Below are 24,723 nucleotides of genomic sequence, written 5' to 3'. Positions count from 1 at the left end.
AAAACCGACAAAGAGTCAGGCTGAAACTTTCGGGTGAAATGGGCGAGATGGCGATGGTTTATCCACACGCGCGTGTCATCACCCGCCACGATTGGACGAGCGACCTTTGTTCGATTGATGGCGAAGTCGCCCCAACCGCCGTCAAGGCGGCCGTGCTTGGCGACGAGCTTTCACCCGGTCCTGATCATTAAACGAAGGACATCAGGCTGTCTCACTCCCGACTGAAACAGCCTGATGAGCTTTCCGGCAAGCTCATCGGCTCGGTCGCTTGTGATCGGAATGCGTCGGACCCTGATTTCCTCATCAAGGATGCTCTGGAGCAAGTCGAGGTCGTCAGGTGAGAGAGCAGGGCTATAGGAATCGTTGCCAGAATACATTGCGCATCTCGCTCGGTTGGGGCGAAAGCGCAGATCTTCCAGCCAGCGGCGCCCGTGTAACCAGCCGCTGATGAGAGCAGTGTACGCCCTATTGGCAGCGGCACAACAGAGTGGGCCGGTTCAGTCAGGTAGCGTACACAAAAAGGCCGGGCTGAACCCGACCTTGCTGCCGCCAAAAGCCAGTACGTCCGTGGACAATGGCTATAAGGTCATTTGGTGGTCGCCGATCATGGTGAGTTCCATCAAAGCCGTAGCGGTGCAAACAAGAGGCGTCTGGTATCGCTGCCAGCGTGACGCCCGTTCCGTTAGTCCAGCAGGAAGGTGGAGGTTGGCACTCGAAGTGCCGCCGCGATGCGCCTGAGCTTGTCCGGGTCGACATCATCACCCAGTTCAATCCTGGTGATTTCTGCGCCAGTCAGTCCGCAGGTCAATGCAAGATCCTCAATGCTGTATCCAACCGCTTCTCGACATCGCCGAACAGTATCACCGACATCAACGTGGCCTCGCTTCGCCACAGGCGCACCTGTATTGTTCGCTGAATTTGGCATGGTAACTCCTTCGATCATGCACCACAGGGAGACGGCAACCACAGGGCAGGACAAACCGATTATGGTGCAGTGCAGCATAATTCCTTAAGTATGACAATTGCAAGGCAGGCGTCGCATGATGGTGACCACTTTGAGACCTAGAACCTTTGACCGCGGCATTGCCGAATGCGCGAAGCTGGCTCTCAAGAGCGAGATCGGAGCTGCCACCTTGCGATCTTCTTGTGCAAGGCCGAGCATGTAAGAATTGCAAGCTCGGGCCGAAGAGGCCGAAGAGGAGGCTCAGCTACCCTCGCAAGTCGAGGCGATGTCGATCGCTCCCCTCCAGGGAAACGCTGCCCGTTGAGGGAAAGCCGACCTCTATTGTGCGGCGGCCGGAATAGTGCGCCTGCGCGTGCCGCCAAAAGTCGCCCGCCGGGCCTGCTCAGACATGAGCTTTGCATCGAATTGGATCATTGTCTGCCACATTGCATTCAGAGCCGGCTTTCTTTCCCCCTGGATCTCAACTGTAGCGTCATAGGCAATCATCAGCATGCTGGCGGCACAGAAGCGAGCGTCGGCCAGGGTGAAGCGGCCGCGCACGCGTGCGCCACACTTGACCGGTGCCATGAAGCGAACTTTATCGAAGCCGTAATTTATCCCCATCGTGAGCTCGCGGATCTTCGGCAGGCAATTGTAATTCATCGCCGAGAGCAGCGAGAGAGACAGGAAACCATGCGCGATCGTGCCGCCGAACGGTGTCTCCATTGCTGCGCGAACCGGATCGGTGTGAATGAACTGGAAGTCTCCGGTTGCCCCCGCGAAGTTGTCAATGGTCTCTTGTGTACGGTGATCCAGTCGGAGACGCCTATCTCCTTGCCGATCAGATCCTTGACATCGGAGATTGAGATTTCTTGCGGCATGTAGTTATCCTGATAAGTGCCTCGAGCCGAACTGTAGTTGTTAGGCGAGGCTCCGGAAGAGCGGCGGTACCATTGTAGGAAGCTATCGGCGAGTTGCCTGTAGCCCAACGATCACGGTGGTGGGGACCGCGCCGCTTGTGCGTCGCGCTGCGGTTGATCACGACAGGAGTCGCCTGGATCTCCCTCAGCCTATTTTTATGAATGGCTGAGATAGTGATCCTGACCAAATAGCCATTATGGAGACGGACGCCATCGTACCTATGCAAAACCTCCTGCCTTTGTTCTTTACTTCATCTAATAGCATTTGACAGGTTTGATAAATTGATTGTGTAGATGGCATCGATCCACATCCTCAATAGATGGAGCTTAAATGACGCCCTGCCTTTACAGATCTTGATCTCGGCTCGGCGGAGCTCGTGGTGCGGCCCCTGGCAGCGACGTCGTCGGTGGTGTGAGCAAAGAGGCATGGTAATCCAAGCGAGTTGATCTCGAATGCGTCACGGTTGAGGAGACCGACGCATATGTTCGGCGTAGCTGCCCGCAGTTAGATCCGTGATCATTCGCTTGGAGGCATCCGCCTGGGAAATCAATCGCGGGTTCAAGGAGGCGATGGCTTTCAAGGTCTCATGTGGGGACGCGGCCATGTCCGCTGCGAGAACGCAGGACCGCACCACCCCTTCAGCCGCGGATAGGCCTGCTGGTGGTTTTCACCTCCACCAGAATTGTTCAGGCCGACCAGCGCTCATGGGGGCAACACCGGCCTCGGATCGCGTGCCTGCCGATATCCGCTTGATAGGCTGCTTGGCGCCGGACACCCTCCATTCGCTCGTCACGTGCCTGGCCATGCCTGAACAGCGGCCTGGCAGATATTCTATATAGATTGTCAGTTCATCGAAATACGCCCAATTTAGGATGCGCTAAAAGGGCTTGGCGAGCTTAATGCCCTTGCCGTCGTCGCGACACCAGGCCCAGGCGGGCCTAAGCGTCGGAACAGGATCCTTTCATGCTGGACTTCGCAGCCTTCCGGAAACGAACAAGCCCAGCCGCCCCTGCACCTCGCATTGGGGCGCGTTTTCGGTACGAAGGGACGATAGACAGCTGTCGCATGCCGGCGCCCCGGATCCGATCTATGTCGTCCAAAACTTTTCCGCTGCTTTGCATCAAAGCGCGCGCGTCGCGCACACTATGGTGCGCAAGGGGTGGCTGGAGAACGGCCGGGGTCCGGACGAACAGCATGGACTTGAAGAATGTGTTCCGCTGAATTGGGATGCGCCGTTTGACCTCCTGTCCAATGAACTCGTCCGCGACGGCTCTGGCGGATGCTATAGCTGGCAATGCGCCGGCCGCTTCCGCGCCCAGCGTCTCCAGCTTCCTGAACATCGCCTGTTGCGGCTCCGTGAGATCGGTCGCCAGCTATTCCTGCGGGTTAATGCACGTTCTGATCCGCCAGATCCTCGGCGATCATGAGGTCCTGTTAAACCGGTGGAGCCCGCGCTGTGATCCGACTGCGCCTTGACGATGCGAGCAGGAAACTTGGACGTAAGGTCGACGCTTCCGAACTTCATTCAACAGCAAAAAAAGGTCTTTGCATGCGTTCTAACGTGCAGTGGAAATTGTGTTGGGAAAACGAGTTGCAACTCTCCGACCATGTCGAACTCACGGACTTCTTTCGAAGGACCTATGGACCGACAGGGGCCTTTAATGCGAAGCCGTTCGAAGGCAGTCAAAGCTGGGCTGGGGCAAGACCTGAGCTTCGTGCCATCGCCTACGATTCCAGCGGTGTAGCGGCTCACATGGGCTTGCTGCGCCGTTTCATCAAGGTTGACGGAGTCGACCTGCTCGTGGCTGAACTCGGCCTGTATGGAGTGCGTCCGGATCTCGAAGGACTCGGAATCGCCCATTCGATACATGTCATGCTTCCGACACTGCACGAGTTTCAAGTTCCATTCGCTTTCGGTACCGTCCGCAACCAGCTGCGGAAACACATTGAGCGGTTCGGCCGACACGGCCTGGTGACTGTTATGTCTGGGATCAGCGTACGATCCACGCTGCCACACGCGCGTGTCGACCTGCCGCCGACGCGCGTCGAGGACCCACTGGTCATCGTCCTGCCTGTTAGTCGGCCGCTCTCCGACTGGCCCGCCGCCAAGATGATCGACCGGAACGGACCTGAACTATGAGCCGCCTTGACTGCTTGTCCCAAGTGCCGACGCTCATTGGCGAGCTCACGCGATCTCGCCCGCAGTCCAAAGCCGGTGCCCGGCGGGACCGATGGCGCATGCCCCGGTCGGCGGATCTGGCGTGCGTCCGTTGGAGTTCTGGCAGTGACCTTTCTTGACTTAAATCTCCTCGTCGCGCAGACGCCCTGATGACCGAGCCTAACGTCACGGGCCGCGGCACGCAGTCTCAGCCAGCCGGCCTTGAGTGCGGCCGCCGCCCAGCCACTGGCCTATTCCCAAGACGAGCAGTTGCTATAAATCGCTCAGTGCGAATTCGGCGGAAATCATGGTCAGTCCGAGCCGCGCTTCAACGCAATTAGGGGACGATTTTCTCGGCTTCAAGGACCTCCTGTCAAGCAAGTCTTCGGCGGTAACAAGGCGCAGCGCGGACATCCGGCACTATCGCGCCGCAATTGGAATGCATGCACATCTCTCGTCAGGTCCTTGGAAATTGAAGCCAGCAGGAACGATAAAAGCAGCAATACTGAACCTGGAGAATGCATGATGGAAAATAGCGCCGGTGATGCCGTTTTTCGATATCGTGGTTCCACGTTCGACAGCATGATCGAAACCCTGGGAGGGGTTTTCGGCACATTCGACGCCGAGCTCGTCGGCCGTGCTCAAGACTTCCATTGGGGGATCGATCTTTCGGCCTCTGAGAGCGCAGTATTGATTACTGGTCACCATCAGACAGGGTTTCAGTTCCGTGCTCAGTGGTGTGCCGGTGCAACAGAGCACCTATCGATCGTGGTGCCGCGCAGAGGTGGCATGGGGGTCACGTACGGTTCTCGCATGGCCGGGGCCGAACCCGGGAAACTGCTTCTTTACAGGAACTTTGAGCCTGACGGCATCTCAATGCACGGGCAATCCAATCTGATAGACGAGTTGGTGCTTAATTGGTCGTTGATTCAGCGGACCATTGGCGAAACTTTCGATGTGCCGTTCAATGGCTCGCTCGACCTGTTGCCCGAAGTGGATCTGTCAACGCCGGTCGGCAGGACAATCGGCAACGTCACGGAAGCGATAATCCAAGGCATCCGCGATAATGGCCCCCTCATTCAGTCCCCTGTAGCGATGGCCCATATTACGCAGGCACTCGCCGACATGGTAATAAGGATGGTGCCTCATCGGTTGTCGCATCTATTGAATAAGAAGCCTTGCATGATTGCTCCCGGACATGTGCGCCGCGGGATCGAGTTCATGTACGCCAATATCAACAAGCCGATTACGATGCCAATGGTGGCAGATGCAGCGGGTGTTTCCACCAGAGCACTCGAAGCGGGATTTCGAGCTTTCAAGGACACAACGCCTGCAGCCTATCTACAGATGCTTCGATTGCGGGCAGCGCGGGAGGACCTCCTCGATCCAGAGAACCATATGCTCTTGAAGGAAATCTGCCTGAAATGGGGATTCTTTCAATTCGGGAGGTTCTCGGCACTTTATAGGGCACACTATGGAGAAAATCCGTCCGCAACGAGGAGGCGCGTTAGCGGGTCGCATTCTCGTAGGTCCCCCTGACAAGGCGCATGGCGAAGGCGCTCACGCGATAATAGCATGACGGTCCGCGCGAAAATCGAAAGACGGGGATGCCGCAGATAAACCTCTGCGCCGTCGGATGATCGCCGTCGGTGTCGCCGACGTTCTCCTCACCACATCCGTCACGTCCAACCGCTTCATCTAATTTAGTCGGCAATTCGCAGTCCGCATCAAAGATGAACTTCGCAAGCGACGCAGGAGGAACTCGCTCCGCGTTGTTTGACACCCGTACTCGCTGTCGACGACCGCCAAAACGTGTCGACCGAAGTCAGAACATATGGCAGGGCCGACCGTTTACCCGCTGAAAATTGCCGCGGGGCGAGGCTGGATCGCTCGACTTTCCCGAACACGCGTCCACAAATCACCGCAATGTTCAAATTCGCGTTTAATGTCCAATTCGCGAATTAAAGTTTCCGTACCGGGTCTCTGTGCTGTGAAAACGTCAATTTATATTACTAATAAGGGATGCGATATACATCCACGTTATGGATAAAGAGACATGCGTTTTAAAGGCCTTGATCTGAATCTCCTCGTCGCGCTCGACGCCCTGATGACCGAGCGTAACGTCACGGCGGCGGCACGCAGCATCAATCTCAGTCAGCCGGCGATGAGCGCAGCCGTCGCGCGATTGCGCAGCTATTTCCGTGATGAGTTGTTTACAATGGCGGGGCGCGAATTTATCCCCACACCTCGTGCGCAAGGGCTGGCGGCCGCGGCTCGGGAGGCTCTGCAGCACATTCAGCTCTCCATCATATCCTGGGAGCCGTTTAATCCGGCCCGATCGGATCGTCGCTTCAGGATCATCCTTTCCGACTACGTGACGCTCGTGTTTTTCGAAAGGGTTGTGGAGCGTGCGACGCGTGAAGCTCCCGGCGTCAGCTTTGATTTTCGGCCTCCCACCGACGACTATGGGGACCTTCTCCAGCGGGGCGACGTCGATCTTCTGATTCTGCCGGAGATATTCATGTCTAACGCTCATCCTCGAACGAAATTGTTCGACGATGTACACGTGTGTGTCGGCTGTCGTTCGAACAAGCAGCTGTCAGAGCCGCTCACATTCGAAAGATACATGTCGATGGGGCACGTTGTCGTTGGGTTCGGGGACACCCTGAGGCTAGGCCTGGAGGAACGGTTCTTGCTGGAGTACGATCAAAAGAGACGGATCGACGTCGTCGTGCACGGCTACAGCATGATTCCGCCCATGCTGTCGGACACCGATCGTATAGGAACCATGCCGTTGCGCCTGGCGCAACATTTCGCGCAAATCCTTCCCCTCCAAGTCGTCGAGCTTCCGCTGCCACAACACCTTCCGTTCACCGAGGCCGTTCAATGGCCTGCGCTTCACGATAGTGATCCTGCCAGTCGTTGGCTGCGCGAGATGCTGGTAGAGGAGGGGTCCCGACTGGCCTCTCCGCTTGTTGCGTCCGAGCTCCTCAACAGTCCGGACCAGCACGAATATTGTCCGGCTCAGCTCTGATCCGCGGCCTTCACACGCGTAGGCGGCATGTCACCCCTTAGCGGCGAAGCGCGCCAAGGCTGCCGGCGGCAATCACCACACGCTTTCCCCGCTCCCAGTGCAGTTCGGGGAGCGGCCGCCTCGATCAAAAAAGGGCTAGCTGTCCGGATCGGCCGGGGAAGCTCGAACGCTGCGGCGTCCCGGGGCGTGATCCGTCTACGTCTGATCGGTTTAATCCGCACGAGCGTCGTGCGTATGGGCAGGCAGCATGCGCTCGGGCTCCGCGATCATGATGCCACACCTGAGCGTCCCACCTCTGGCTTAGCGCCGGAGCGCATTGAGACCTTGAGCAGCAGCCGGCGGCTGTCGGGATGTCGCGTCCGCGACACGGGAGTGTTCGGCCAGCTGTTGATTGCTCCCACTTTAGCTCGTGAACCCATCCGGGAAGAAGGTCATGTGCAGTTGGCATAACTTTTGATTATCAGGGAAGCGAGGGAAAGAATGCGCAATCCCCGATTGGGAATTCCGGCCCTCGGAGCCTCGTCTGGGTCGGGAAGCAATCGCCGAGAACATTGGCACTTCTGGGCGTTGCAGCTTTTTTCCGCTATCGATATGCGCCGTTACGAAGCTACTCGTAGCGCGAGCTGGAGCGACGAATGCGGCGATACTGAAAACCCGGAGAAGAAATCTCGGCCTATTCAAACCAGGGCGATTCTACCCGCCGATCCTGCTCGCCACCACGAAACGGGACGACCGGCTATCGGCCTACCTCAACGAACTCGACGTCGGCGGTCATGGTTTCGGCATAGACAACGGTGAGCGCGCCGCCTTCTTCGCCCGCGGCTACTCTCCTCCGCGACGCAATCGATTTTAGCTGAGTCTCCGTGAAGGCTGACGATCAGTGCTTTGGCCAACCTATCGAGACAAGATCGGAGCGCCGCACGTCATTTCTGGAAGTGATGGCGTATGTGGTGGATTTTTCGCGAAAACCACGGGGCACACGGATGAAAACAATCGTTATTCGCAATGCTGCCATCGTGGATGGCACCGCCGACCGTGCTGCGGATCGGGTCGATGTTCTGCTCGCGGATGGATTCGTCGCCGAAGTCGGAGAGCGCTTGAAGGCCCCGTCCGACGCTCGCATTTTAGACGCGGCGGGGCGCTTCGTCATGCCGGGGCTGATTGATTGTCACGTGCATGTGGTTGCCGTGAAAGGAAACCTCGCCGCGAACGCAGAGCTGCCCAACACGCTCGTCGCGCTCCATGCCGCAAATACCATGCGCGGAATGCTGAGCCGTGGCTTCACGACGGTCCGCGACATGGGCGGCGCCGATCAAGGCCTGGTGGACGCCGTCGAGCACGGGCTAATCGAGGGACCGCGTCTTGTGATTTGCGGCAAGGCATTGTCTCAGACAGGCGGCCACACCGATTTTCGCGATAGGCACAATCGGCGCCCTTCAGATTATTACGTCGACCAGCTCGGTGCGCTTGGCCGCATTTGCGACGGTGAACCGGAAGTGCGACGGGCGGCCAGGGAGGAGCTGAAGGCGGGAGCGCGCTTCGTCAAGGTCATGGGCAGCGGAGGTGTTTCTTCGCCAACCGACCCCATAGATGCGGTCGCGTTCAGCCTTCCAGAACTGCAGGCGGTGGTCGAGGAAGCGGCGCACCGGCACACTTATGTTGCCGCCCACCTCTACACGGATGAAGCGATTTCCAAGGCGCTTGAGGCAGGGGTGCGGTCGATTGAGCATGGAAATCATATCACCCCCGCGACCGCCAAGCGGGTACGGAAGTCCGGCGCCGTAGTGGTTCCTACGAACATCACATATGCCGCTTTGGCACGCGAGGGCGCCGAACATGGGATGCCGGCGGCTTCGCTCGAAAAGAGCGATTTCGTCCTAACCGCGGGTCTGATGGCATTGGAGACCTTGCGAGAAGCCAGAGTAACGATGGGCTACGGCTCGGATCTACTCGGCGGGATGCACGAGTATCAAGCGCAAGAATTCGAGTTACGCGGCCGAGTCCTACCGGCACACGAAGTGATCCGCTCCGCCACCGTGGATGCGGCCCGGGTCCTCCAGCTGGAGGGGAGGGTCGGGATCATCGGACCGGGGGCTTTCGCAGACGTGATCGTTATCGACGGCGATCCTCTGAAGGACCTGTCGATCCTTGCCGACTCCAAGCGCATTCGCACGATCATCAAAGGCGGCCGTGTTGTGAAAGACCGCTAACCGCCGCGCTGTCCAAACTCGCTGCTGTGAGAGCTCTATCAGTCAGTGGGTAATGTCTTTTCGCGGGGGAGTGTATGCACCAGCTCCACTGCTTTTGCCGCGCGCGACGAATATCTCACCCCACCCAGGCAGCCAGGAGAATGTAATCCGCTTCGTCACTGGCTGGAAGAGCAATGCAGACTGCAGCCGCCGAATCAACGTGTCAGGTACCTGACACGTTGATGTTCGCCCACCGTCCGTCCGGCCGCGCTCTCGTTCAAGCAGCTGAGCACATCGCAAAACAATGTCCCTGATCTGTTGGCACAAATTTTGAAGGTGACTGAACACCGGCAAACGAAGCCTGCCGTCCGGCATTGTAGTGGAAAAGGCGAAAGCAACATGTCAGGTCTGCGTGAGATCATAGCTTTTATTCTGATCGCTATAACTATCGCATTCTCAGTTTCCGCGCATGCCCTTGCGACCGCGACTTATCCGCTGCCTGCTGATCTGATCTATAGGAGTTTTCCGACTATCCCGTTTTCCGAGGCGAAGGAACTCGACGAACGTACGAAGCCGCGCGTCATGAAACGTCAGAGCAGCTTGCTTGAGGAGCGATACGATCTTTCCGACCGTCCGATAAAAGGTGTGATGATGTCAGGTCGCCGTAAGGCGGTTCAGGCAGGCGTTCGCGTCAAACTCCCGAAGGGCGTAAGCTGGGACACATTGGCCGCCAAGAGCCCAGACGAGATCAGAGACCAGGCGCTATTGCCGCGCGGCTTTCTGCCGCTGCCACATGTAAAGCAGGCGACGGGCGGCCAAGTCTTTCCCGAGGTGCAGATTAATGAGATCGGCCGCCGGGAAGGCAGGGATCTCAGGCGCTTCGATGTCGGCTTCGACCTCCCCGATCACCTGACGCCGGAGTTCCCGCCGCCGATCTTCCTGACCACGCATCCGGAACTTGGTGACGTGTCGCGTGGCGAGCTTCTGACGACCAGGAACTTCTATGAGATCATGAGCGGCATCATTACGCCGGTGCAGATGGAAGGGCTTCGGCTGCTGCTAACGCCGTTTCCGCAAGAAGAGTTTAATGAGACCGAGGATCGCAAGGTTGCCGAAGAGAGCCTGGGCGTTGCCTGTCTGGACTGCCATTCCAACTTCCATACGAATGCCGCCTTCCACCTGACCCCTGACGTCCGGCCACAGGCGCAGCGGTTTCGTCTCGACACTACCAGCCTGCGCGGACTGTTCAATCAGCAGATCCATGGCTCCAAACGGTCTCTTCGGTCGGTTGAAGACTTTACTGAGTTCGAGCAGCGCACGGCCTATTTCAACGGCGATCATGTGAGCGCGGCGCGAAAGGGGGTGAACCTGCTCGATCGCGCGAGCCAGGCCTCGCTGATGGCGCAGATGCAGAATATGATCGACTTCCCGCCAGCGCTCAAGCTGGACGCGTTCGGACGCCTCGATCCAAGCCTTGCGAGTGAGCAGGAATTGGAGGGCGAACGGGTATTTATGGGCAAGGGTCGCTGCGCCCTTTGCCATTTCCCGGGGACCGCTTTCATGGACAACAACTTGCACGACCTGAAGCTTGAGCGCTTCTATAAGGTCGGCCAAAAGGTCAATGATCTCGTAATGTCATCGGATGGTCCGATCAAGACTTTCACACTGCGCGGCATAAAGGACTCTCCGCCCTATTTGCACGATGGGCGGCTGCTGACACTCGCCGACACGGTCGAGTTCTTCAACCTGGTTCTGGGAACAAAGCTTGCACAGCAAGAAAAGGATGCGCTGGTTACCTATCTGGTTGCCCTGTGAGGTCTCTTCGTCTTCGGTCCCGAAAAAGTTCTTGATGGCGGAATTCGTGGTCCTGGTCCTTGATATCCGCCTTGTTGCGCAGCACATGGCTGCCGGGATAGCACAGCGGGTCTTCGACGGCATTGTAGCGGACCACCTGCCAGCCTTTTTTGAAGGCTTTGACGATCTCGCTACGGTACGCCTCACCCTTAAGCCCACTTGCGGCCAGCTTCTTTGAAAGCGCCTTTGAAGCGGCATTCATCTCCAATCCTTCGACCTGGGCGAATTTGGCAGCCTTTTTGCCGCCGATGGGCTGCGTCACAAACTTGCCTGTCACCGCTGAGCGGGTTGTTTCCGTAGCTTTCGTCATGACTCACCCTACCATCTACGCCAGGCGGTTGCCTACTTCTTTATGACGTGCCGCAGGCACAGCTTCCTGCCAGCTGCCTTGGCATGTCAGCCTCTCTCCTAATCGTTCCACCGGTTTGTACATATCCGCCCCTGTCACTCCCCGTGGCTTCGAACGAGAGCTAGCACACGGTAAAGTGGAGACAGAATAAGAAACTGCAATGCCCGTCCTGTCTTGAAGACCGTCGCATTCCGCCTCCAATGCAGCGGGGTCCGGTGGAGTCCCTGCGTATGACATAGGCCGGCGGCTGGTATCTCTCCGAAGGGTCAGCCAGCGCCATCGGCCGCACCCCCACCCGGCTCCATCGGCCGTTCGGAGGCGAAGCTCTCGGCTTGTACAGCATGAGCGCCGACGCCTAGGCATTCTTGGCATGACGGTACCCAGGCCGCGTTCTCAATTCAGACGGCGAGGATGCAGGCTCGGTGAATACGAGAAAAGATCTTCCGATCAGACTTCCCGCGAAGGCAAGCTCAACATGCGGCGGCCTCAAACTTGGCGCCGTCAGCTCTGTAGGCTTTGTCGAAACCGCGACACAGGCTTGTTGTGCAACATGTTTCGTCCTGTCGGAGGCTAAATAGCTGGAAACAAACAAAAGACTCTTGCCTGGGCGAGCTCTGCCAAATTGGCACGACTTTTGAACCCTTCATTGCGAGGCGGCGCGGGCTGCCAACCGCCATTGCGCGCTGGATGGAACGAAGGAAGGAAGGCAACATGTCAGATTTGCGTCAAATCGCTTTCTACGGCAAGGGGGGCATCGGCAAGTCCACCACCTCCCAAAATACGCTCGCAGCCCTTGTCGATCTCGGGCAGAAGATCCTTATCGTCGGCTGCGATCCCAAAGCCGACTCCACCCGCCTTATCCTGAACTCGAAAGCGCAGGACACTGTTCTGCATCTCGCCGCAGAGGAGGGTTCGGTTGAAGACCTGGAGCTCGAGGACGTGCTCAAGGTCGGCTACAAAGGCATCAAATGCGTGGAGTCAGGTGGCCCGGAGCCGGGTGTCGGGTGCGCTGGCCGCGGCGTCATCACCTCTATCAACTTCCTTGAGGAGAACGGCGCCTATGACGACGTCGACTACGTCTCCTACGACGTGCTCGGCGACGTGGTATGCGGCGGCTTCGCGATGCCGATCCGCGAGAACAAGGCGCAAGAAATTTACATCGTCATGTCCGGCGAAATGATGGCGCTCTATGCCGCAAACAACATCGCCAAGGGTATCCTTAAATATGCCCATTCTGGCGGCGTGCGGCTCGGCGGGTTGATTTGCAACGAGCGTCAGACAGACCGCGAGCTCGATCTCTCCGAGGCGCTGGCTGCCAAGCTCAATTCCAAGCTCATTCACTTCGTCCCACGTGACAACATCGTCCAGCACGCCGAGCTCAGGAAGATGACGGTGATCCAGTATGCGCCGGATTCCAAGCAGGCCGGGGAATATCGCGCGCTGGCCGAGAAGATCCATGCCAATTCGGGCCAGGGTACCGTCCCGACACCGATCACCATGGAGGAGCTCGAGGACATGCTGCTCGACTTTGGCATCATGAAGACGGACGAGCAGATGCTTGCCGAGCTTCAGGCCAAGGAAGCCACGCTGGCGGCTGCCCATTAACCTCCCCCGCCGCCGGCAGGAGCGCGCCGGCATCGACCCCGGCGCGCTCTTCCTAAAGAACAACGCCTCGTCGGCGAGGCGTCACCGAACCTGAAAGGGACCAGGGCCCATGAGCCTCGACCATGAGAATGACGGCGCTCTCAATGAGAAGCTTATCGAGCAGGTGCTGTCGCGTTATCCAGACAAGGCGGCGAAGCGCCGCAAGAAGCACCTGAGCGTCGCGAAGAGCGGAGACGAGGCCGGCAAGGAGGGAGAGATCCTTTCCGAATGCGACGTCAAGTCGAACATCAAGTCCGTTCCCGGCGTAATGACGATCCGCGGCTGCGCCTATGCCGGCTCCAAGGGTGTCGTGTGGGGTCCGGTCAAGGATATGGTCCATATCTCACACGGGCCGGTCGGTTGCGGCCAGTATTCCTGGTCGCAGCGCCGCAATTACTATGTCGGCACGACTGGCATCGATACGTTTGTGACCTTGCAGTTCACCTCCGATTTCCAGGAGAAGGACATCGTATTCGGCGGCGACAAGAAGCTCGAAAAGATCATCGACGAGATCGAAGAGCTGTTCCCGTTGAACAATGGCATCAGCATTCAATCGGAATGCCCGATCGGCCTGATTGGTGACGACATTGAGGCGGTCTCGCGCAAAAAGGCCGACGAGCACGACAAGGCGATCGTGCCGGTGCGCTGCGAGGGCTTCCGAGGCGTCTCGCAATCGCTTGGCCACCACATTGCCAATGACGCTATACGCGACTGGGTCCTCGACAAGAAGGAAGTAGAGTTCGAGGCCGGCCCTTTCGATGTCAACATCATCGGCGACTACAATATCGGCGGCGACGCGTGGGCCTCGCGCATTCTCCTTGAGGAAGTGGGGCTGCGCGTGGTCGGCAACTGGTCGGGGGACGCGACCCTCGCTGAGGTAGAGCGGGCGCCGAAGGCCAAGCTCAACCTGATCCACTGCTACCGGTCGATGAACTACATCTGCCGGCACATGGAGGAAAAGTACGGCATTCCCTGGATGGAATACAATTTCTTCGGTCCCTCCCAGATCGAAGCGTCGCTCCGCAAGATAGCCAAGCATTTCGGACCGACGATCGAGGACAAGACCGAGGCGGTCATTGCCAAGTACCGCCCCTTGGTCGACGCCGTCATCGACAAGTACTGGCCGCGCCTCAAAGGCAAGACAGTGATGCTCTATGTCGGCGGCTTGCGTCCTCGCCACGTCATCACAGCCTATGAGGACCTCGGCATGGAGATCGTCGGTACAGGCTACGAGTTCGCCCACAACGACGACTATCAGCGCACCGGGCATTACGTAAAAGAGGGCACGCTAATCTATGACGACGTGACCGGTTACGAGCTGGAAAGGTTCATCGAAGGGATCCGCCCTGATCTCGTTGGCTCCGGTATCAAGGAAAAGTATCCGGTGCAGAAGATGGGCATTCCGTTCCGTCAGATGCATTCCTGGGATTATTCCGGGCCGTATCACGGCTACGACGGCTTCGCGATTTTCGCCCGTGACATGGATCTGGCGATCAACAGCCCGGTCTGGGACCTCTACGACGCCCCTTGGAAGAAAAAGGCCGGGCCGCCGATGGCGCTGGCTGCCGAATGAAGACCAGGGCCTCCGAGGAGCAGGGGGCCCTTCATGTCCCCGACCCCATTCGGGGGAATCTGAAACATCTCGACATCCCTGTGCCGCCGTCCTGGTGCGCCAGATGAAAAGAGGTAACCACCATGCCGCAGTCGGCCGAAAAAGTTCTCGACCACGCTCCGCTGTTCCGCGAGCCGGAATATAGGGAGATGCTTGCCGAGAAGAGGCTGAATTTTGAATGCCCGCACCCGGACCAGATCGTTACCGATCAGCGGGAATACACCAAGACCTGGGAGTACCGCGAAAAGAACCTCGCCCGCGAAGCGCTCGTCGTGAACCCCGCCAAAGCATGCCAGCCGCTCGGCGCGGTGTTTGCTGCCGCTGGCTTCGAGCGGACCATGTCCTTCGTGCATGGCAGCCAGGGCTGCGTTGCCTATTACCGTTCGCACCTGTCGCGGCATTTCAAGGAGCCGTCATCAGCGGTCTCGTCCTCGATGACGGAGGACGCTGCGGTGTTCGGCGGCCTGAAGAACATGGTCGACGGGCTCGCCAACACCTATACGCTCTATGATCCGAAGATGATTGCCGTCTCGACCACCTGTATGGCGGAGGTCATCGGCGACGACCTGCACGGCTTCATCGAAAACGCCAGGAACGAAGGCTCGGTCCCGCCAGACTTCGATGTTCCTTTCGCACACACGCCCGCCTTCGTCGGCAGCCATGTCGATGGCTACGACGTCATGGTCAAGGGCATTCTAGAGCACTTCTGGAAAGGCCAGGAGCGCAAGGAAACCTGCGGGGCGATCAACATCATTCCGGGTTTCGACGGCTTCTGCGTCGGCAACAACCGTGAGCTCAAGCGCCTGCTCGACCTGATGGAGGTGTCCTACACGTTCCTCCAGGACGCCTCCGACCAGTTCGACACGCCGTCGGACGGAATGTATCGCATGTATGACGGCGGCACGATGATCAAGGACGTGAAGGCGGCACTCAATGCCGAAGCGACACTGTCGCTGCAGCACTACAACACCCGCAAGACGCTGGAATACTGCAAAGAGGTCGGGCAGGCGACGGTCTCGTTCCACTATCCTCTCGGGGTGAAGGCGACCGACGAATTCCTGATGAAGGTCTCGGAGATTTCCGGCAAGGATATCCCTGGGGCAATCGGTATGGAGCGCGGCCGCCTGGTCGACGCCATGGCGGACAGCCAGGCCTGGCTGCATGGCAAGAAATACGCAATCTACGGAGATCCCGACTTCGTCTACGCCATCGCCCGGTTCGTCATGGAGACCGGCGGCGAGCCGACCCACTGCCTCGCCACAAATGGCACCACGGCCTGGGAAACCGAAATGAAGGAACTGCTTCAATCCTCGCCCTTCGGCAAGGATGCGCAGGTCTGGGCGGGCAAGGACCTCTGGGCGATGCGCTCGCTGCTCTTTACAGAGCCGGTGGACCTGCTGATCGGCAATTCCTACGGCAAATACCTGGAGCGTGACACCGGCACGCCGCTGATCCGGCTGATGTTCCCGATCTTCGACCGGCACCATCATCATCGCTTCCCTCTCATGGGCTACCAAGGGGGCCTACGCGTCTTGACGGCAATCCTCGACAAGATCTTCGACAAGCTCGATCGCGAGACGAGCGAGACGGGTGTGACGGACTATTCTTTCGACCTGACCCGCTAACAGCGGCGGCTGGCCTTCGCTCAAGGCCGGCCGTCTTCCCCAATGGAGTTAAGAAACCGGCGCAATGTCACCGCTCACCGTTAAAATCAATGATGTCTTCGACGAGCCCGCCTGCGAGAAGAACCGCAGCAAGGATGCAAAGGCGCGCCAGAAAGGCTGCTCGAAGCCGCTGACCCCCGGGGCGGCAGCCGGCGGCTGCGCTTTCGACGGGGCCAAGATCGTGCTGCAGCCGATCACCGACGTGGCGCACCTGATCCATGCACCGCTTGCCTGCGAGGGCAATTCCTGGGACAACCGCGGCGCGGCGTCGTCGGGGCAAACGCTATGGCGCACCAGCTTCACGACAGACCTCACCGAGCTCGACGTGGTGATGGGGCAGGGGGAGCGGAAGCTTTTCAAGGCGATCCGCGAGATCAAGGAAAAGTATGCTCCGCCGGCGATCTTCGTCTATTCGACTTGCGTGACGGCACTGATCGGTGACGACATCGAGGCGGTCTGCAAGCGCGCGGCGGAAAAGTTCGGCTTGCCGGTGGTGCCAGTCAACGCGCCAGGCTTCGTCGGCTCCAAAAACCTCGGCAACAAGCTTGCCGGCGAGGCCTTGCTTGATCATGTCATCGGCACGGTCGAGCCCGACGATATAGGGCCTCACGACATCAATATCCTGGGTGAGTTCAACCTTTCCGGCGAGTTCTGGCTGGTGAAGCCGCTCCTTGACCGTCTCGGCATTCGCGTGCGCGCCTGCATTCCGGGTGACGCGCGCTACCTCGACGTGGCCTCCGCGCACCGTGCCCGGGCGGCCATGTTGGTGTGCTCGACGGCGCTCATCAATCTTGCCCGCAAGATGGAGGAGCGCTGGGACATCCCTTTCTTCGAGGGCTCGTTCTACGGCATCACCGACACATCGGAAGCACTCCGGCAAATCGCCAAGCTGCTTGTGAACAAGGGGGCCGATCCGGAGCTGATCCAGCGCACGGAAACCCTGATCGAGAAGGAGGAGGCGATTGCGTGGAGGAAGCTTGAGGCGTATCGGCCGAGGCTTGAAGGCAAGCGCGTGCTGCTCAATACCGGCGGGGTAAAGTCCTGGTCGGTCGTCCATGCGCTGACGGAGATCGGCGTCGAGATCGTCGGCACCTCCGTCAAGAAATCGACCATCGAGGACAAGGAGCGCATCAAGCAGATCCTTGAGGACGAGAACCACATGTTCGAGTCGATGTCTGCGCGCGAGCTTTACGACCTGCTTTCAGAAGGCAAGGCCGACATCATGCTCTCGGGCGGGCGTACGCAATTCATCGCGCTGAAGGCGAAGACTCCTTGGCTCGATATCAACCAGGAACGTCACCACCCCTATGCCGGCTATGACGGCATGGTGGAACTCGTACGTCAGATCGACCTTGCCATTCACAATCCGATCTGGCGCCAGGTGCTGGAGCCGGCACCATGGGAATACCAACCTGCCCTGGAGGAAGAACTGCCTAGCACACAGAGCGGACCCGAGCCACTCCACGACTGTGAAAGAGCATCCCTACAACAGCCGACGGCTTCGGCAAGCGCTGAGGTGAGCCGATGACCCGCATCCTTCCCCAAACCAAATCGGTGGCGGTCAATCCGCTAAAGTCCTCGCAGCCGCTGGGTGCCGCGCTCGCCTTTCTGGGAGTCAATGATGCGGTGCCCTTGTTCCATGGCAGCCAGGGCTGCACCAGCTTCGCCCTGGTCCTCCTCGTGAGGCACTTCAAGGAAGCCGTCCCGTTGCAGACGACGGCGATGGACGAGGTGGCGACGATCCTAGGCGGCATGGACCATCTGGAAGAGGCGATCCTCAATCTGAAGACGCGCACGAACCCGGAACTAATCGGGGTTTGTACCACTGCGTTGGTGGAAACACGTGGCGAGGATTTTGCAAGGGATCTCGCAAACATCAAGATGATGCGCGCGAAAGAACTCGCAGGCACCGAGATCGTGCTGGCAAACACGCCGGATTTCGAGGGAGCGATCGAGGAGGGCTGGGCCAAGGCTGTCACCGCCATGATCCAAAGGATTACGCTGCGCGGTGAGCAGGCAAGGCAGGGCAAGAAGATCGCGATTCTGCCAGGCTGGAACCTCACGGTCGCTGACATCGAGCATGTGCGCGAGACGGTGGAAAGCTTCGGGCTCAAGGCGGTGATTTTGCCCGACCTTTCCGGCTCGCTCGACGGTACGGTACCTGACGACCGTTGGGTGCCGACCACCTATGGCGGCACGGCCGTCAAGGATATTCAGGAGCTTGGCACGGCTGTGCAATGCATCGCAATCGGCGAGCATATGCGCCGTCCGGCGGAGGTGCTGGAGAGACTGACCGGAGTGCCTTACGCATTGTTCCAGTCGCTCACAGGATTGAAGGACACAGACCGTTTCGTCTCCCTGCTTTCTGCCCTTTCCGGTGCGCCGGCGCCAGCGAAAATCCGTCGTCGCCGCGCACAGCTGCAGGACGCCTTGCTCGACGGGCATTTTCATTTCGGCGGCAAGAAAATTGCCATCGCCGCCGAGCCCGACCAGCTTTACCAGCTTGCCATCTTCTTTACCGGCATGGGCGCAGAAATTTCAGCGGCCGTCACGACAACCGGCACCTCGAACATTCTTGAGAAAGTGCCTGCCAAACAGGTCCAGGTCGGTGATCTTGGCGATCTGGAAGGTCTTGCCGGAGGCGCTGATCTGCTTGTCACCCATTCGCACGGACGCCAGGCGGCCGAGCGCCTGGGCATTCCGATTATGCGCGTGGGGTTCCCGATCTTCGACCGACTGGGCAGCCAGCACAAGCTCACGACCCTCTATCAGGGGACACGCGACCTGATCTTCGATGTCGCCAACATCTTCCAGGCGAATCAGCACATGCCGACGCCTCGATCACTCGATCCGTTCCGCAACCGGGAAATGCCAGATGACAGCCGCCCGCCGACTTTCTCTCGTCACTGACGCGGTTCGCCCACAGGGGCCAAAAGGGGAAACAGGTTCCTTGCGGGTAGCGATTGCCACGCAGGATATGAAGAGCCTCAATGCCCATTTCGGATCGGCGAAGTGCTTCGCCGTCTACGAGGTGACGTCCGATGGTTGGAATTTCGTGGAAGCTGTCGCCTTTGAAGATGTTTCGGACGAGAGCGGCAAGCACCGGAGCGAGGGCGATGACCGCATCACTCCGAAGGTGGAGGCCTTGAAGGGGTGTCATCTCCTATTCTGTCTGGCAATCGGCGGGCCCTCCGCAGCAAAGCTTGTTTCGGCAAGAATCCATCCGATCAAAGTGCCGCAAAACCAGTCCATTGAAGACGTATTAACCCGCACCCAGACCATGCTCAGGACGGGTCCTCCACCCTGGCTGCGCAGGGTGCTGATGGAAGCGGGCGCCGCCAAAAAGCAATCCTTCGAGGACGAGGACTGAACGATGAGATCACCGTCGGTTACCCCGGTCATCCATGCCGTCGAGGCGGACGAGAAGGCCCTTGCCACGCCTTTCCTCAAAAGCCTCATACGCCTGATCCGCGCCCAGGACACCTACGGAATGTGGGAGGATAAATCCGACGCCGACCTGCTCGCAGACTTCATCGTCACGAAGGAGCAGCGCCGTGAGATCCCGATCATCGGCGATCCCGATCCAGACGTGCTGTGGAGGCTCCAGATTTTCTACACCTGCGCGGCTCTTGCGATCGAGGAGCGCTCCGGGCTGCTTGCATCGTCGACCATGATGATGAGCCCTGAGGGCTTCGGTCGCGTTGTTCTCACGACCGGGCGATTGGTGGTTCTTTCGAAGACCCTGCGCGATGTCCATCGGTTCGGCTTCGACACACTCGGCAAACTCGCAAAGGCGGGTTCGAAACTGGTCGATGATGCCATAGCGACCATCGAAGCCTATCCCGACGCGGCACGGGCCTGACCCGAGGAAGAAGATCATGTCGGATGTTGAGGAACTCAGGAAAAAAGTTCGCAAACTGCAGTCGCGAGCCGGAACTGCGAAGATGGAACTACACGATCTTGCCGAGGACCTCCCAGTCAACTGGCGCGAGATCAAGGTGGTCGCCGAGAAGACGTTCGATGCTTTTGCCCACCTGGACTCAGCGAAAAGAGAGCTCAGTGCGCTGGAGGACTCATGATGACGAGCCCTTTCCTTACCCGCGACGGCTCGAACTGGATGCCCGAATATCTGACTGCTATCGATGGCACGACCTGCATCGGCTGCGGCCGCTGCTTCAAGGTCTGCTCGCGCGAGGTCATGCACCTTTACGGCGTCGATGACGCGGGTGAAGTCCTTGGCATCTGCGACGACGAGGACGATGACTTCGATGGCGAGCTCAATCGCATGATCATGGTCGTCGACCAGGCCGGCCGTTGCATCGGATGTGGAGCCTGCGCCCGCGTCTGCCCGAAGAACTGTCAGACCCATGTTGCGGCTGACAAGATTGCTGCCTGATGGCAACCAGGAGAACGGCGTTGCCCCTTAGACTCTTCTGTATTGTCCTGGCACTGTTCCTTTGCAGTAATGCTCTGACGGCCTATTTCTTCTCGCATTCCATTCGCCAGGTAATCGTCGCAACGTTGGCTGGTTGGCTGCTTCTTCAGATAAGTTATTTCGGAGGTGTCCTCTTTCTAATCTGGCGGTCTTGCCGCATTCAGAGAGTTTGCCAAACCGAGAAGCCTCGCAAGAAGTTTCGCTAATGATTGCACGAGTCTCATGAGAATGATGAATGAACCCTTCCGCGCTTGGGTCCCACGCATAGCACGTCGCCACTCCTCGGGCGGACATCGATATTCCACGAGGCGACCAGTTTCAGGTCGTTCCAACCGAGGGGGATGCAGGTCCGTAGGCGCTTGTTTCAACGGAGAACGCGAGGATGTGGTTATTGTCTCGATGACATAGACTTCGTTGGAAACTAACCAGCAGGGGCGAAAGAGAGCAGTCGACTTAAAATTAGAAAGACGCGTCTTAGCGGGCGTCGTGCATAGCTGGCTTCAGCTCAATTACGTCTCATTGGAGAGAACATGCTGGAAAAATTCGAACGCTACCCGCTTACCTTTGGGCCTACACCGATCGAGAAGCTCGACCGCCTTGGCAAGCATTTAGGCGGAAAGGTGGAAATCTACGCCAAACGCGAAGACTGCAACTCCGGACTCGCGTTAGGCGGGAACAAGCTCCGCAAACTCGAATACATCATCCCCGACGCGATTGCGTCGAAGTCCGATACGCTTGTCTCGATCGGCGGCGTGCAGTCGAACCATACGCGTATGGTCGCCGCGGTCGCGGCTAAGATCGGCATGAAATGCGTCCTGGTGCAGGAGAGCTGGGTACCACATGAGGATGCCCTATATGACCGCATCGGCAACATTCTATTGAGCCGGATCATGGGAGCAGAGGTACGCTTGGTCGATGAGGGCTTTGACATCGGCATCCGCCGCAGTTGGGAACAGGCGTTCGCCGAGGTGAAGCAAAGGGGAGACAGACCCTATGCGATTCCGGCCGGGGCATCTGTTCACAAGTATGGTGGGCTGGGTTACGTCGGGTTCGCGGAGGAAGTGCGCGCACAGGAGAAGCGACTTGGATTTGCCTTCAACTATGTCGTGGTTTGCACGGTGACGGGTTCAACGCACGCGGGCATGGTCGTTGGCTTCGCCAAGGACGGGCGACAGCGAAACGTGATTGGTATCGATGCCTCCGCTACCCCCAACCAGACCAAGGCGCAGGTGCTCCAGATTGCTCGCCACACGGCAAAACTCATCGATCTCGGCATGGAAATCGCGGACGATGATGTGAGATTGTTCGAGCAGTACGCGTACCCATGTTATGGCATTCCGTCCGACGGTACGAAAGACGCCATTCGCCTGTGTGCCCGGCTCGAAGGGATAATTACGGACCCGGTCTATGAGGGCAAATCCATGCACGCAATAATCGACCTCGTCCAGAAAGGCTTCTTTGCGGAGGGATCGAAGGTCCTCTACGTGCATCTCGGCGGCGCGCCGGCGGTCAACAGTTATAGCAATACATTCTTAAATGGCTGACGCTCGGCACATGTGACTAATAACACAGTCCCATTTCGTGTTTGACCGCCTTCCATGGGCCCCGGTCCACTTAAGTCCAGCCAACGGAGGCAACCTCCTCAGGAGTTATTCGCATGGCCACCGACCTTGCAGCCCAGTCATAACTGCACTGGCCAATGCGAGGCCGCGGCGCGCTCACCACCCTGCGCGTACCGCCGCCCGGTGCGCTGCGGCTCGCCGAAGTCTCCGATCTGCTGCAGATAATGAGTCGAATCTCGTGGGTAGATACCGCGGAATGGCCCGAGAGCTGCGCAGGGCGCTGTGGGGGCTGATCGTGGCGCCTTCCGGGGGCCTCGGAAACCACCCGCTTTATCGATCTATGGATAGAAGTGCTGAACACGCTCAAGCTGCCGGCTGAAGCGAGCAGGTCATAGTCGCTGTTCCGCTGGCTTTTTGAGCACTCGCAAAATCCAGTAATGCGCGTCCTCCTTCCCGAGGAACCTGCCGTCTTTCAAACACTGTGTCGGCGTGAGGACGTGCGCCTCCGTGCAGATGCAATTTGGCTCCGGTCCGGTTGAAGCACCGAATTTGAGATATCGTCTAAGCCAATGATTATCGGCCCCCTTCTTGAAACGCGAATACTGCGGATGCCTCGGGCGCGGGGCTTGCTTGGCCATCGAACCATTGTATTGCTACCGAGAGTAGGATTTGTTTTCGGTTGAGATCGCACAGCCCATCACAAGGTCCCATACATTGCAAGCATGTGGCATGGTCCCTTCTGAGTCGCCCTGAGCCTCGGCGCAAACCGATCGGAACGACTCATGTTCAATGCAACGCGGGTGCCAACGATGCAGAACGGATCGCAGAAAATATATTCATAATTGTCGACATGTTACATGAGAGTGCAATAGTGAAGCGGGTCCGACAAATACAGTGTTGGTTGACATACATCTCGTTAGCAGAGAGGAGTCCTCCGCGATCGTGGCCGTGATGAAAGAGACCATCAGGCATTAAAAGGGACTTCCGAGCACGGCTTCAGCGCGATCTCTGATCAATCCGTTCCGCTCCTGCCGAGGGAGGAGCATATCTCGCGACCTCGGGCAGGGAAGGAAAGGTCGGAGCTCGTCGCCCTTACATTAAAACGCAAGTGCAATAAATGCAGCACCGCTTTGAAATGCCGGATTTCAAGAAGATCGCACCACACGTGCGTTCGAATCACATGAATTGCACCCCGCAAGTGCGCAAATGTGGCACGCCGAAAAGGCGGATCGTGGCTAAGCTCGAAGATCGCGGATCTTACAACTCGATGAGTCCGAGGTTTATTGCCTTGATAGCGGCAACGGTTCTGCTGGCAGCATCTAACTTTCGCATTACGTTTTTTATATGAAAGTTTACAGTGTTTTCAGATATGCTCATAATAACTCCTATGTCCCAGGACGATTTTCCTCGTGCCACCCACAAAATACACTCTTTTTCTCTTAGAGAGAGATCAAGATTTTTCTCGATGACATTAGTGGGTCTACGCAGAGCTGACATCCTGCTTTCCTTCCTTCGTTTCAAGGGCTGCGGATCGTCGTCACTCCTGCGAGCAGTTCAAAAGTTGTGCCAATTTTAAAGGAAGGAGATCTTTTCTTGTCTGCCAGTCATTTAAATCCGGATGCAGCAGCAAGTCAGGCGGGTACCGCTATGCCGTTGCTGGACAAACCTGACAATAATGTCTGCTGCGAGGTTTCTCACCTCCTCGGATTGAGCGTCTGAAGGCGCTTAAAGAGCTGCCCACCGGTCTTGGCATAAGGCTCCGGGTATGCTGGCCCGCATTTCGTCATCGCTCGTCTTCGCGTCAGCGTGGAAACTCTCGATGAGTTTTTTGGCTACCAGCGATCGACAGAGCGGCTAGGCGAGCAAGCGATCGTTCAGGCCGCGGGGGGCGTTGCGAGCACGCGAATGCGGGCAGGTTTGAATCCGTCGCAGCTGAAAATTGGCAAACTGGAGGGCGCCAGAACGTGCTCCACACCGCCAGTTATGCACCTCGCCTGACGCTTGGTCCGACATTCATGATCTCATTCTGATTCCAAGGGAGCTCCACTGACGTTGATCCGCTCGAGTGTCTGTGCCAGTTCATTACAACGGCGCTTTTGCTTTGGCTATGTTCAGTGATCCAAGTCCAAAACATATGATTAAGGATGCATGTCAGGAGGCGGTTGCTATAAGCGTTGTAAGTCTTAGCGAATTCTGCTTTAGGATCGCATCTGCGACGCCCTACCCGAACTGGTAGCTAGACCGAAAAAGCCTCATCGGCCATCCTAAGAATATCGGTCGCGGAGTTGGGCCCGGTACACGGGAACGCGATTCTGGTTCGGCGTCCGGGTGTCGTTCCCCACAGCAGTTCAGATGTCA

19 protein-coding genes and 2 pseudogenes are annotated in these 24,723 nt (G+C 58.1%); 17 read left to right on the top strand and 4 right to left on the bottom strand.

Annotation, left to right across the window (positions count from 1 at the left end):
• The first annotated feature begins 53 nt into the window (after nucleotides 1-53).
• Complete coding sequence (locus NXT3_RS31825) at nucleotides 54-191, top strand: hypothetical protein (RefSeq protein WP_158665405.1); 138 nt, start codon at nucleotides 54-56, stop codon at nucleotides 189-191.
• A gap of 491 nt (nucleotides 192-682) precedes the next feature.
• Here the strand turns inward: NXT3_RS31825 and NXT3_RS22950 are convergent, their stop codons facing one another.
• Both NXT3_RS22950 and NXT3_RS22945 read right to left on the bottom strand, forming a co-directional pair.
• The gene (locus tag NXT3_RS22950; RefSeq protein ID WP_104840691.1) at nucleotides 683-925 is read right to left on the bottom strand and encodes a helix-turn-helix domain-containing protein; all 243 of its coding nucleotides are present in this window, start codon (nucleotides 923-925) and stop codon (nucleotides 683-685) included.
• 357 nt (nucleotides 926-1,282) lie between these two features.
• Nucleotides 1,283-1,824 (bottom strand): annotated as a pseudogene (locus NXT3_RS22945) (MaoC family dehydratase).
• A gap of 1,589 nt (nucleotides 1,825-3,413) precedes the next feature.
• Between NXT3_RS22945 and NXT3_RS22935 the strand changes: the two are divergent.
• The 5 genes from NXT3_RS22935 (at nucleotide 3,414) to NXT3_RS22915 (ending at nucleotide 11,060) form a co-directional block, all read left to right on the top strand.
• Nucleotides 3,414-4,004, top strand: coding sequence for a NodA family N-acyltransferase (locus tag NXT3_RS22935; protein ID WP_064254462.1), 591 nt, complete (start codon nucleotides 3,414-3,416; stop codon nucleotides 4,002-4,004).
• Between the two features lie 540 nt (nucleotides 4,005-4,544).
• A complete protein-coding gene (locus NXT3_RS22930; RefSeq protein ID WP_104840571.1) occupies nucleotides 4,545-5,561 on the top strand; it encodes a helix-turn-helix transcriptional regulator in 1,017 nt (338 codons plus the stop codon).
• Nucleotides 5,562-6,078: 517 nt separating this feature from the next.
• Nucleotides 6,079-7,056, top strand: coding sequence for a LysR family transcriptional regulator (locus NXT3_RS22925; protein WP_104840570.1), 978 nt, complete (start codon nucleotides 6,079-6,081; stop codon nucleotides 7,054-7,056).
• A 983-nt stretch (nucleotides 7,057-8,039) separates the two neighbouring features.
• Nucleotides 8,040-9,266: a metal-dependent hydrolase family protein gene (locus tag NXT3_RS22920; protein WP_104840569.1), complete on the top strand. Its 1,227-nt coding sequence runs from the start codon at nucleotides 8,040-8,042 to the stop codon at nucleotides 9,264-9,266.
• Nucleotides 9,267-9,644: 378 nt separating this feature from the next.
• Complete coding sequence (locus NXT3_RS22915; RefSeq protein WP_104840568.1) at nucleotides 9,645-11,060, top strand: cytochrome B6; 1,416 nt, start codon at nucleotides 9,645-9,647, stop codon at nucleotides 11,058-11,060.
• On the opposite strand, the gene NXT3_RS32695 is transcribed toward NXT3_RS22915, so the two are convergent.
• Complete coding sequence (locus NXT3_RS32695; protein ID WP_234828181.1) at nucleotides 11,038-11,409, bottom strand: hypothetical protein; 372 nt, start codon at nucleotides 11,407-11,409, stop codon at nucleotides 11,038-11,040. The genes NXT3_RS22915 and NXT3_RS32695 overlap by 23 nt on opposite strands.
• Before the next feature lie 750 nt (nucleotides 11,410-12,159).
• Here NXT3_RS32695 and nifH point away from each other — a divergent pair.
• The 11 genes from nifH to NXT3_RS22850 all read left to right on the top strand — a co-directional run bounded on the left by nifH (nucleotide 12,160) and on the right by NXT3_RS22850 (nucleotide 22,347).
• The gene (gene nifH / locus NXT3_RS22900; RefSeq protein WP_028003516.1) at nucleotides 12,160-13,053 is read left to right on the top strand and encodes a nitrogenase iron protein; all 894 of its coding nucleotides are present in this window, start codon (nucleotides 12,160-12,162) and stop codon (nucleotides 13,051-13,053) included.
• A gap of 109 nt (nucleotides 13,054-13,162) precedes the next feature.
• A complete protein-coding gene (nifD, locus tag NXT3_RS22895) occupies nucleotides 13,163-14,665 on the top strand; it encodes a nitrogenase molybdenum-iron protein alpha chain (protein ID WP_104840567.1) in 1,503 nt (500 codons plus the stop codon).
• 122 nt (nucleotides 14,666-14,787) lie between these two features.
• Complete coding sequence (gene nifK / locus NXT3_RS22890) at nucleotides 14,788-16,329, top strand: nitrogenase molybdenum-iron protein subunit beta (protein ID WP_104840566.1); 1,542 nt, start codon at nucleotides 14,788-14,790, stop codon at nucleotides 16,327-16,329.
• Nucleotides 16,330-16,393: 64 nt separating this feature from the next.
• Nucleotides 16,394-17,896, top strand: a complete 1,503-nt coding sequence (gene nifE, locus NXT3_RS22885) for a nitrogenase iron-molybdenum cofactor biosynthesis protein NifE (RefSeq protein ID WP_104840565.1) — start codon at nucleotides 16,394-16,396, stop codon at nucleotides 17,894-17,896.
• Nucleotides 17,893-19,278, top strand: a complete 1,386-nt coding sequence (nifN, locus tag NXT3_RS22880) for a nitrogenase iron-molybdenum cofactor biosynthesis protein NifN (RefSeq protein ID WP_104840564.1) — start codon at nucleotides 17,893-17,895, stop codon at nucleotides 19,276-19,278. Before nifE ends, nifN begins: the two co-directional genes overlap by 4 nt.
• Nucleotides 19,244-19,738 carry a nitrogen fixation protein NifX gene (gene nifX / locus NXT3_RS22875; RefSeq protein ID WP_104840563.1) on the top strand — a complete coding sequence of 165 codons (495 nt, stop codon included), beginning with the start codon at nucleotides 19,244-19,246 and terminating at the stop codon, nucleotides 19,736-19,738. Before nifN ends, nifX begins: the two co-directional genes overlap by 35 nt.
• A gap of 3 nt (nucleotides 19,739-19,741) precedes the next feature.
• Entirely contained in the window at nucleotides 19,742-20,230 is a 489-nt protein-coding gene (locus tag NXT3_RS22870; protein WP_104840562.1) for a NifX-associated nitrogen fixation protein, read from the top strand.
• Between the two features lie 16 nt (nucleotides 20,231-20,246).
• The gene (locus NXT3_RS22865) at nucleotides 20,247-20,447 is read left to right on the top strand and encodes a CCE_0567 family metalloprotein (protein ID WP_104840561.1); all 201 of its coding nucleotides are present in this window, start codon (nucleotides 20,247-20,249) and stop codon (nucleotides 20,445-20,447) included.
• Complete coding sequence (fdxB, locus tag NXT3_RS22860) at nucleotides 20,447-20,764, top strand: ferredoxin III, nif-specific (RefSeq protein WP_104840690.1); 318 nt, start codon at nucleotides 20,447-20,449, stop codon at nucleotides 20,762-20,764. Before NXT3_RS22865 ends, fdxB begins: the two co-directional genes overlap by 1 nt.
• Complete coding sequence (locus NXT3_RS22855) at nucleotides 20,764-21,009, top strand: exopolysaccharide production repressor protein (protein WP_234828180.1); 246 nt, start codon at nucleotides 20,764-20,766, stop codon at nucleotides 21,007-21,009. The genes fdxB and NXT3_RS22855 overlap by 1 nt, the downstream gene beginning before the upstream one ends.
• 324 nt (nucleotides 21,010-21,333) lie before the next feature.
• Nucleotides 21,334-22,347 (top strand): 1-aminocyclopropane-1-carboxylate deaminase, encoded by a 1,014-nt coding sequence (locus NXT3_RS22850; RefSeq protein WP_104840559.1) that lies wholly within the window; start codon nucleotides 21,334-21,336, stop codon nucleotides 22,345-22,347.
• A gap of 1,275 nt (nucleotides 22,348-23,622) precedes the next feature.
• On the opposite strand, the pseudogene NXT3_RS22840 reads toward NXT3_RS22850, so the two are convergent.
• Nucleotides 23,623-23,820: pseudogene (locus NXT3_RS22840) on the bottom strand (helix-turn-helix domain-containing protein); the annotation flags it as partial.
• Nucleotides 23,821-24,723: the final 903 nt, after the last annotated feature.

Origin of the sequence: Sinorhizobium fredii (genome assembly GCF_002944405.1) — a bacterium.
Taxonomy (GTDB): Bacteria; Pseudomonadota; Alphaproteobacteria; order Rhizobiales; family Rhizobiaceae; genus Sinorhizobium; species Sinorhizobium fredii_C.
This window is presented reverse-complemented; position numbering and strand designations above follow the sequence as displayed.

What these genes read in the sequence shown, in the direction of transcription:
- NXT3_RS22915 (WP_104840568.1), top strand. Translation starts at nt 9,645, where the DNA reads ATGTCAGGTCTGCGTGAGATCATAGCTTTTATTCTGATCGCTATAACT.
- NXT3_RS22935 (WP_064254462.1), top strand. Translation starts at nt 3,414, where the DNA reads ATGCGTTCTAACGTGCAGTGGAAATTGTGTTGGGAAAACGAGTTGCAA.
- nifK (WP_104840566.1), top strand. Translation starts at nt 14,788, where the DNA reads ATGCCGCAGTCGGCCGAAAAAGTTCTCGACCACGCTCCGCTGTTCCGC.
- NXT3_RS32695 (WP_234828181.1), bottom strand. Translation starts at nt 11,409, where the DNA reads ATGACGAAAGCTACGGAAACAACCCGCTCAGCGGTGACAGGCAAGTTT.
- nifD (WP_104840567.1), top strand. Translation starts at nt 13,163, where the DNA reads ATGAGCCTCGACCATGAGAATGACGGCGCTCTCAATGAGAAGCTTATC.
- nifH (WP_028003516.1), top strand. Translation starts at nt 12,160, where the DNA reads ATGTCAGATTTGCGTCAAATCGCTTTCTACGGCAAGGGGGGCATCGGC.
- NXT3_RS22865 (WP_104840561.1), top strand. Translation starts at nt 20,247, where the DNA reads ATGTCGGATGTTGAGGAACTCAGGAAAAAAGTTCGCAAACTGCAGTCG.
- NXT3_RS22925 (WP_104840570.1), top strand. Translation starts at nt 6,079, where the DNA reads ATGCGTTTTAAAGGCCTTGATCTGAATCTCCTCGTCGCGCTCGACGCC.
- NXT3_RS22870 (WP_104840562.1), top strand. Translation starts at nt 19,742, where the DNA reads ATGAGATCACCGTCGGTTACCCCGGTCATCCATGCCGTCGAGGCGGAC.
- NXT3_RS22850 (WP_104840559.1), top strand. Translation starts at nt 21,334, where the DNA reads ATGCTGGAAAAATTCGAACGCTACCCGCTTACCTTTGGGCCTACACCG.
- fdxB (WP_104840690.1), top strand. Translation starts at nt 20,447, where the DNA reads ATGACGAGCCCTTTCCTTACCCGCGACGGCTCGAACTGGATGCCCGAA.
- NXT3_RS22920 (WP_104840569.1), top strand. Translation starts at nt 8,040, where the DNA reads ATGAAAACAATCGTTATTCGCAATGCTGCCATCGTGGATGGCACCGCC.
- NXT3_RS22855 (WP_234828180.1), top strand. Translation starts at nt 20,764, where the DNA reads ATGGCAACCAGGAGAACGGCGTTGCCCCTTAGACTCTTCTGTATTGTC.
- nifX (WP_104840563.1), top strand. Translation starts at nt 19,244, where the DNA reads ATGACAGCCGCCCGCCGACTTTCTCTCGTCACTGACGCGGTTCGCCCA.
- nifE (WP_104840565.1), top strand. Translation starts at nt 16,394, where the DNA reads ATGTCACCGCTCACCGTTAAAATCAATGATGTCTTCGACGAGCCCGCC.
- NXT3_RS22950 (WP_104840691.1), bottom strand. Translation starts at nt 925, where the DNA reads ATGCCAAATTCAGCGAACAATACAGGTGCGCCTGTGGCGAAGCGAGGC.
- nifN (WP_104840564.1), top strand. Translation starts at nt 17,893, where the DNA reads ATGACCCGCATCCTTCCCCAAACCAAATCGGTGGCGGTCAATCCGCTA.
- NXT3_RS22930 (WP_104840571.1), top strand. Translation starts at nt 4,545, where the DNA reads ATGATGGAAAATAGCGCCGGTGATGCCGTTTTTCGATATCGTGGTTCC.
- NXT3_RS31825 (WP_158665405.1), top strand. Translation starts at nt 54, where the DNA reads ATGGTTTATCCACACGCGCGTGTCATCACCCGCCACGATTGGACGAGC.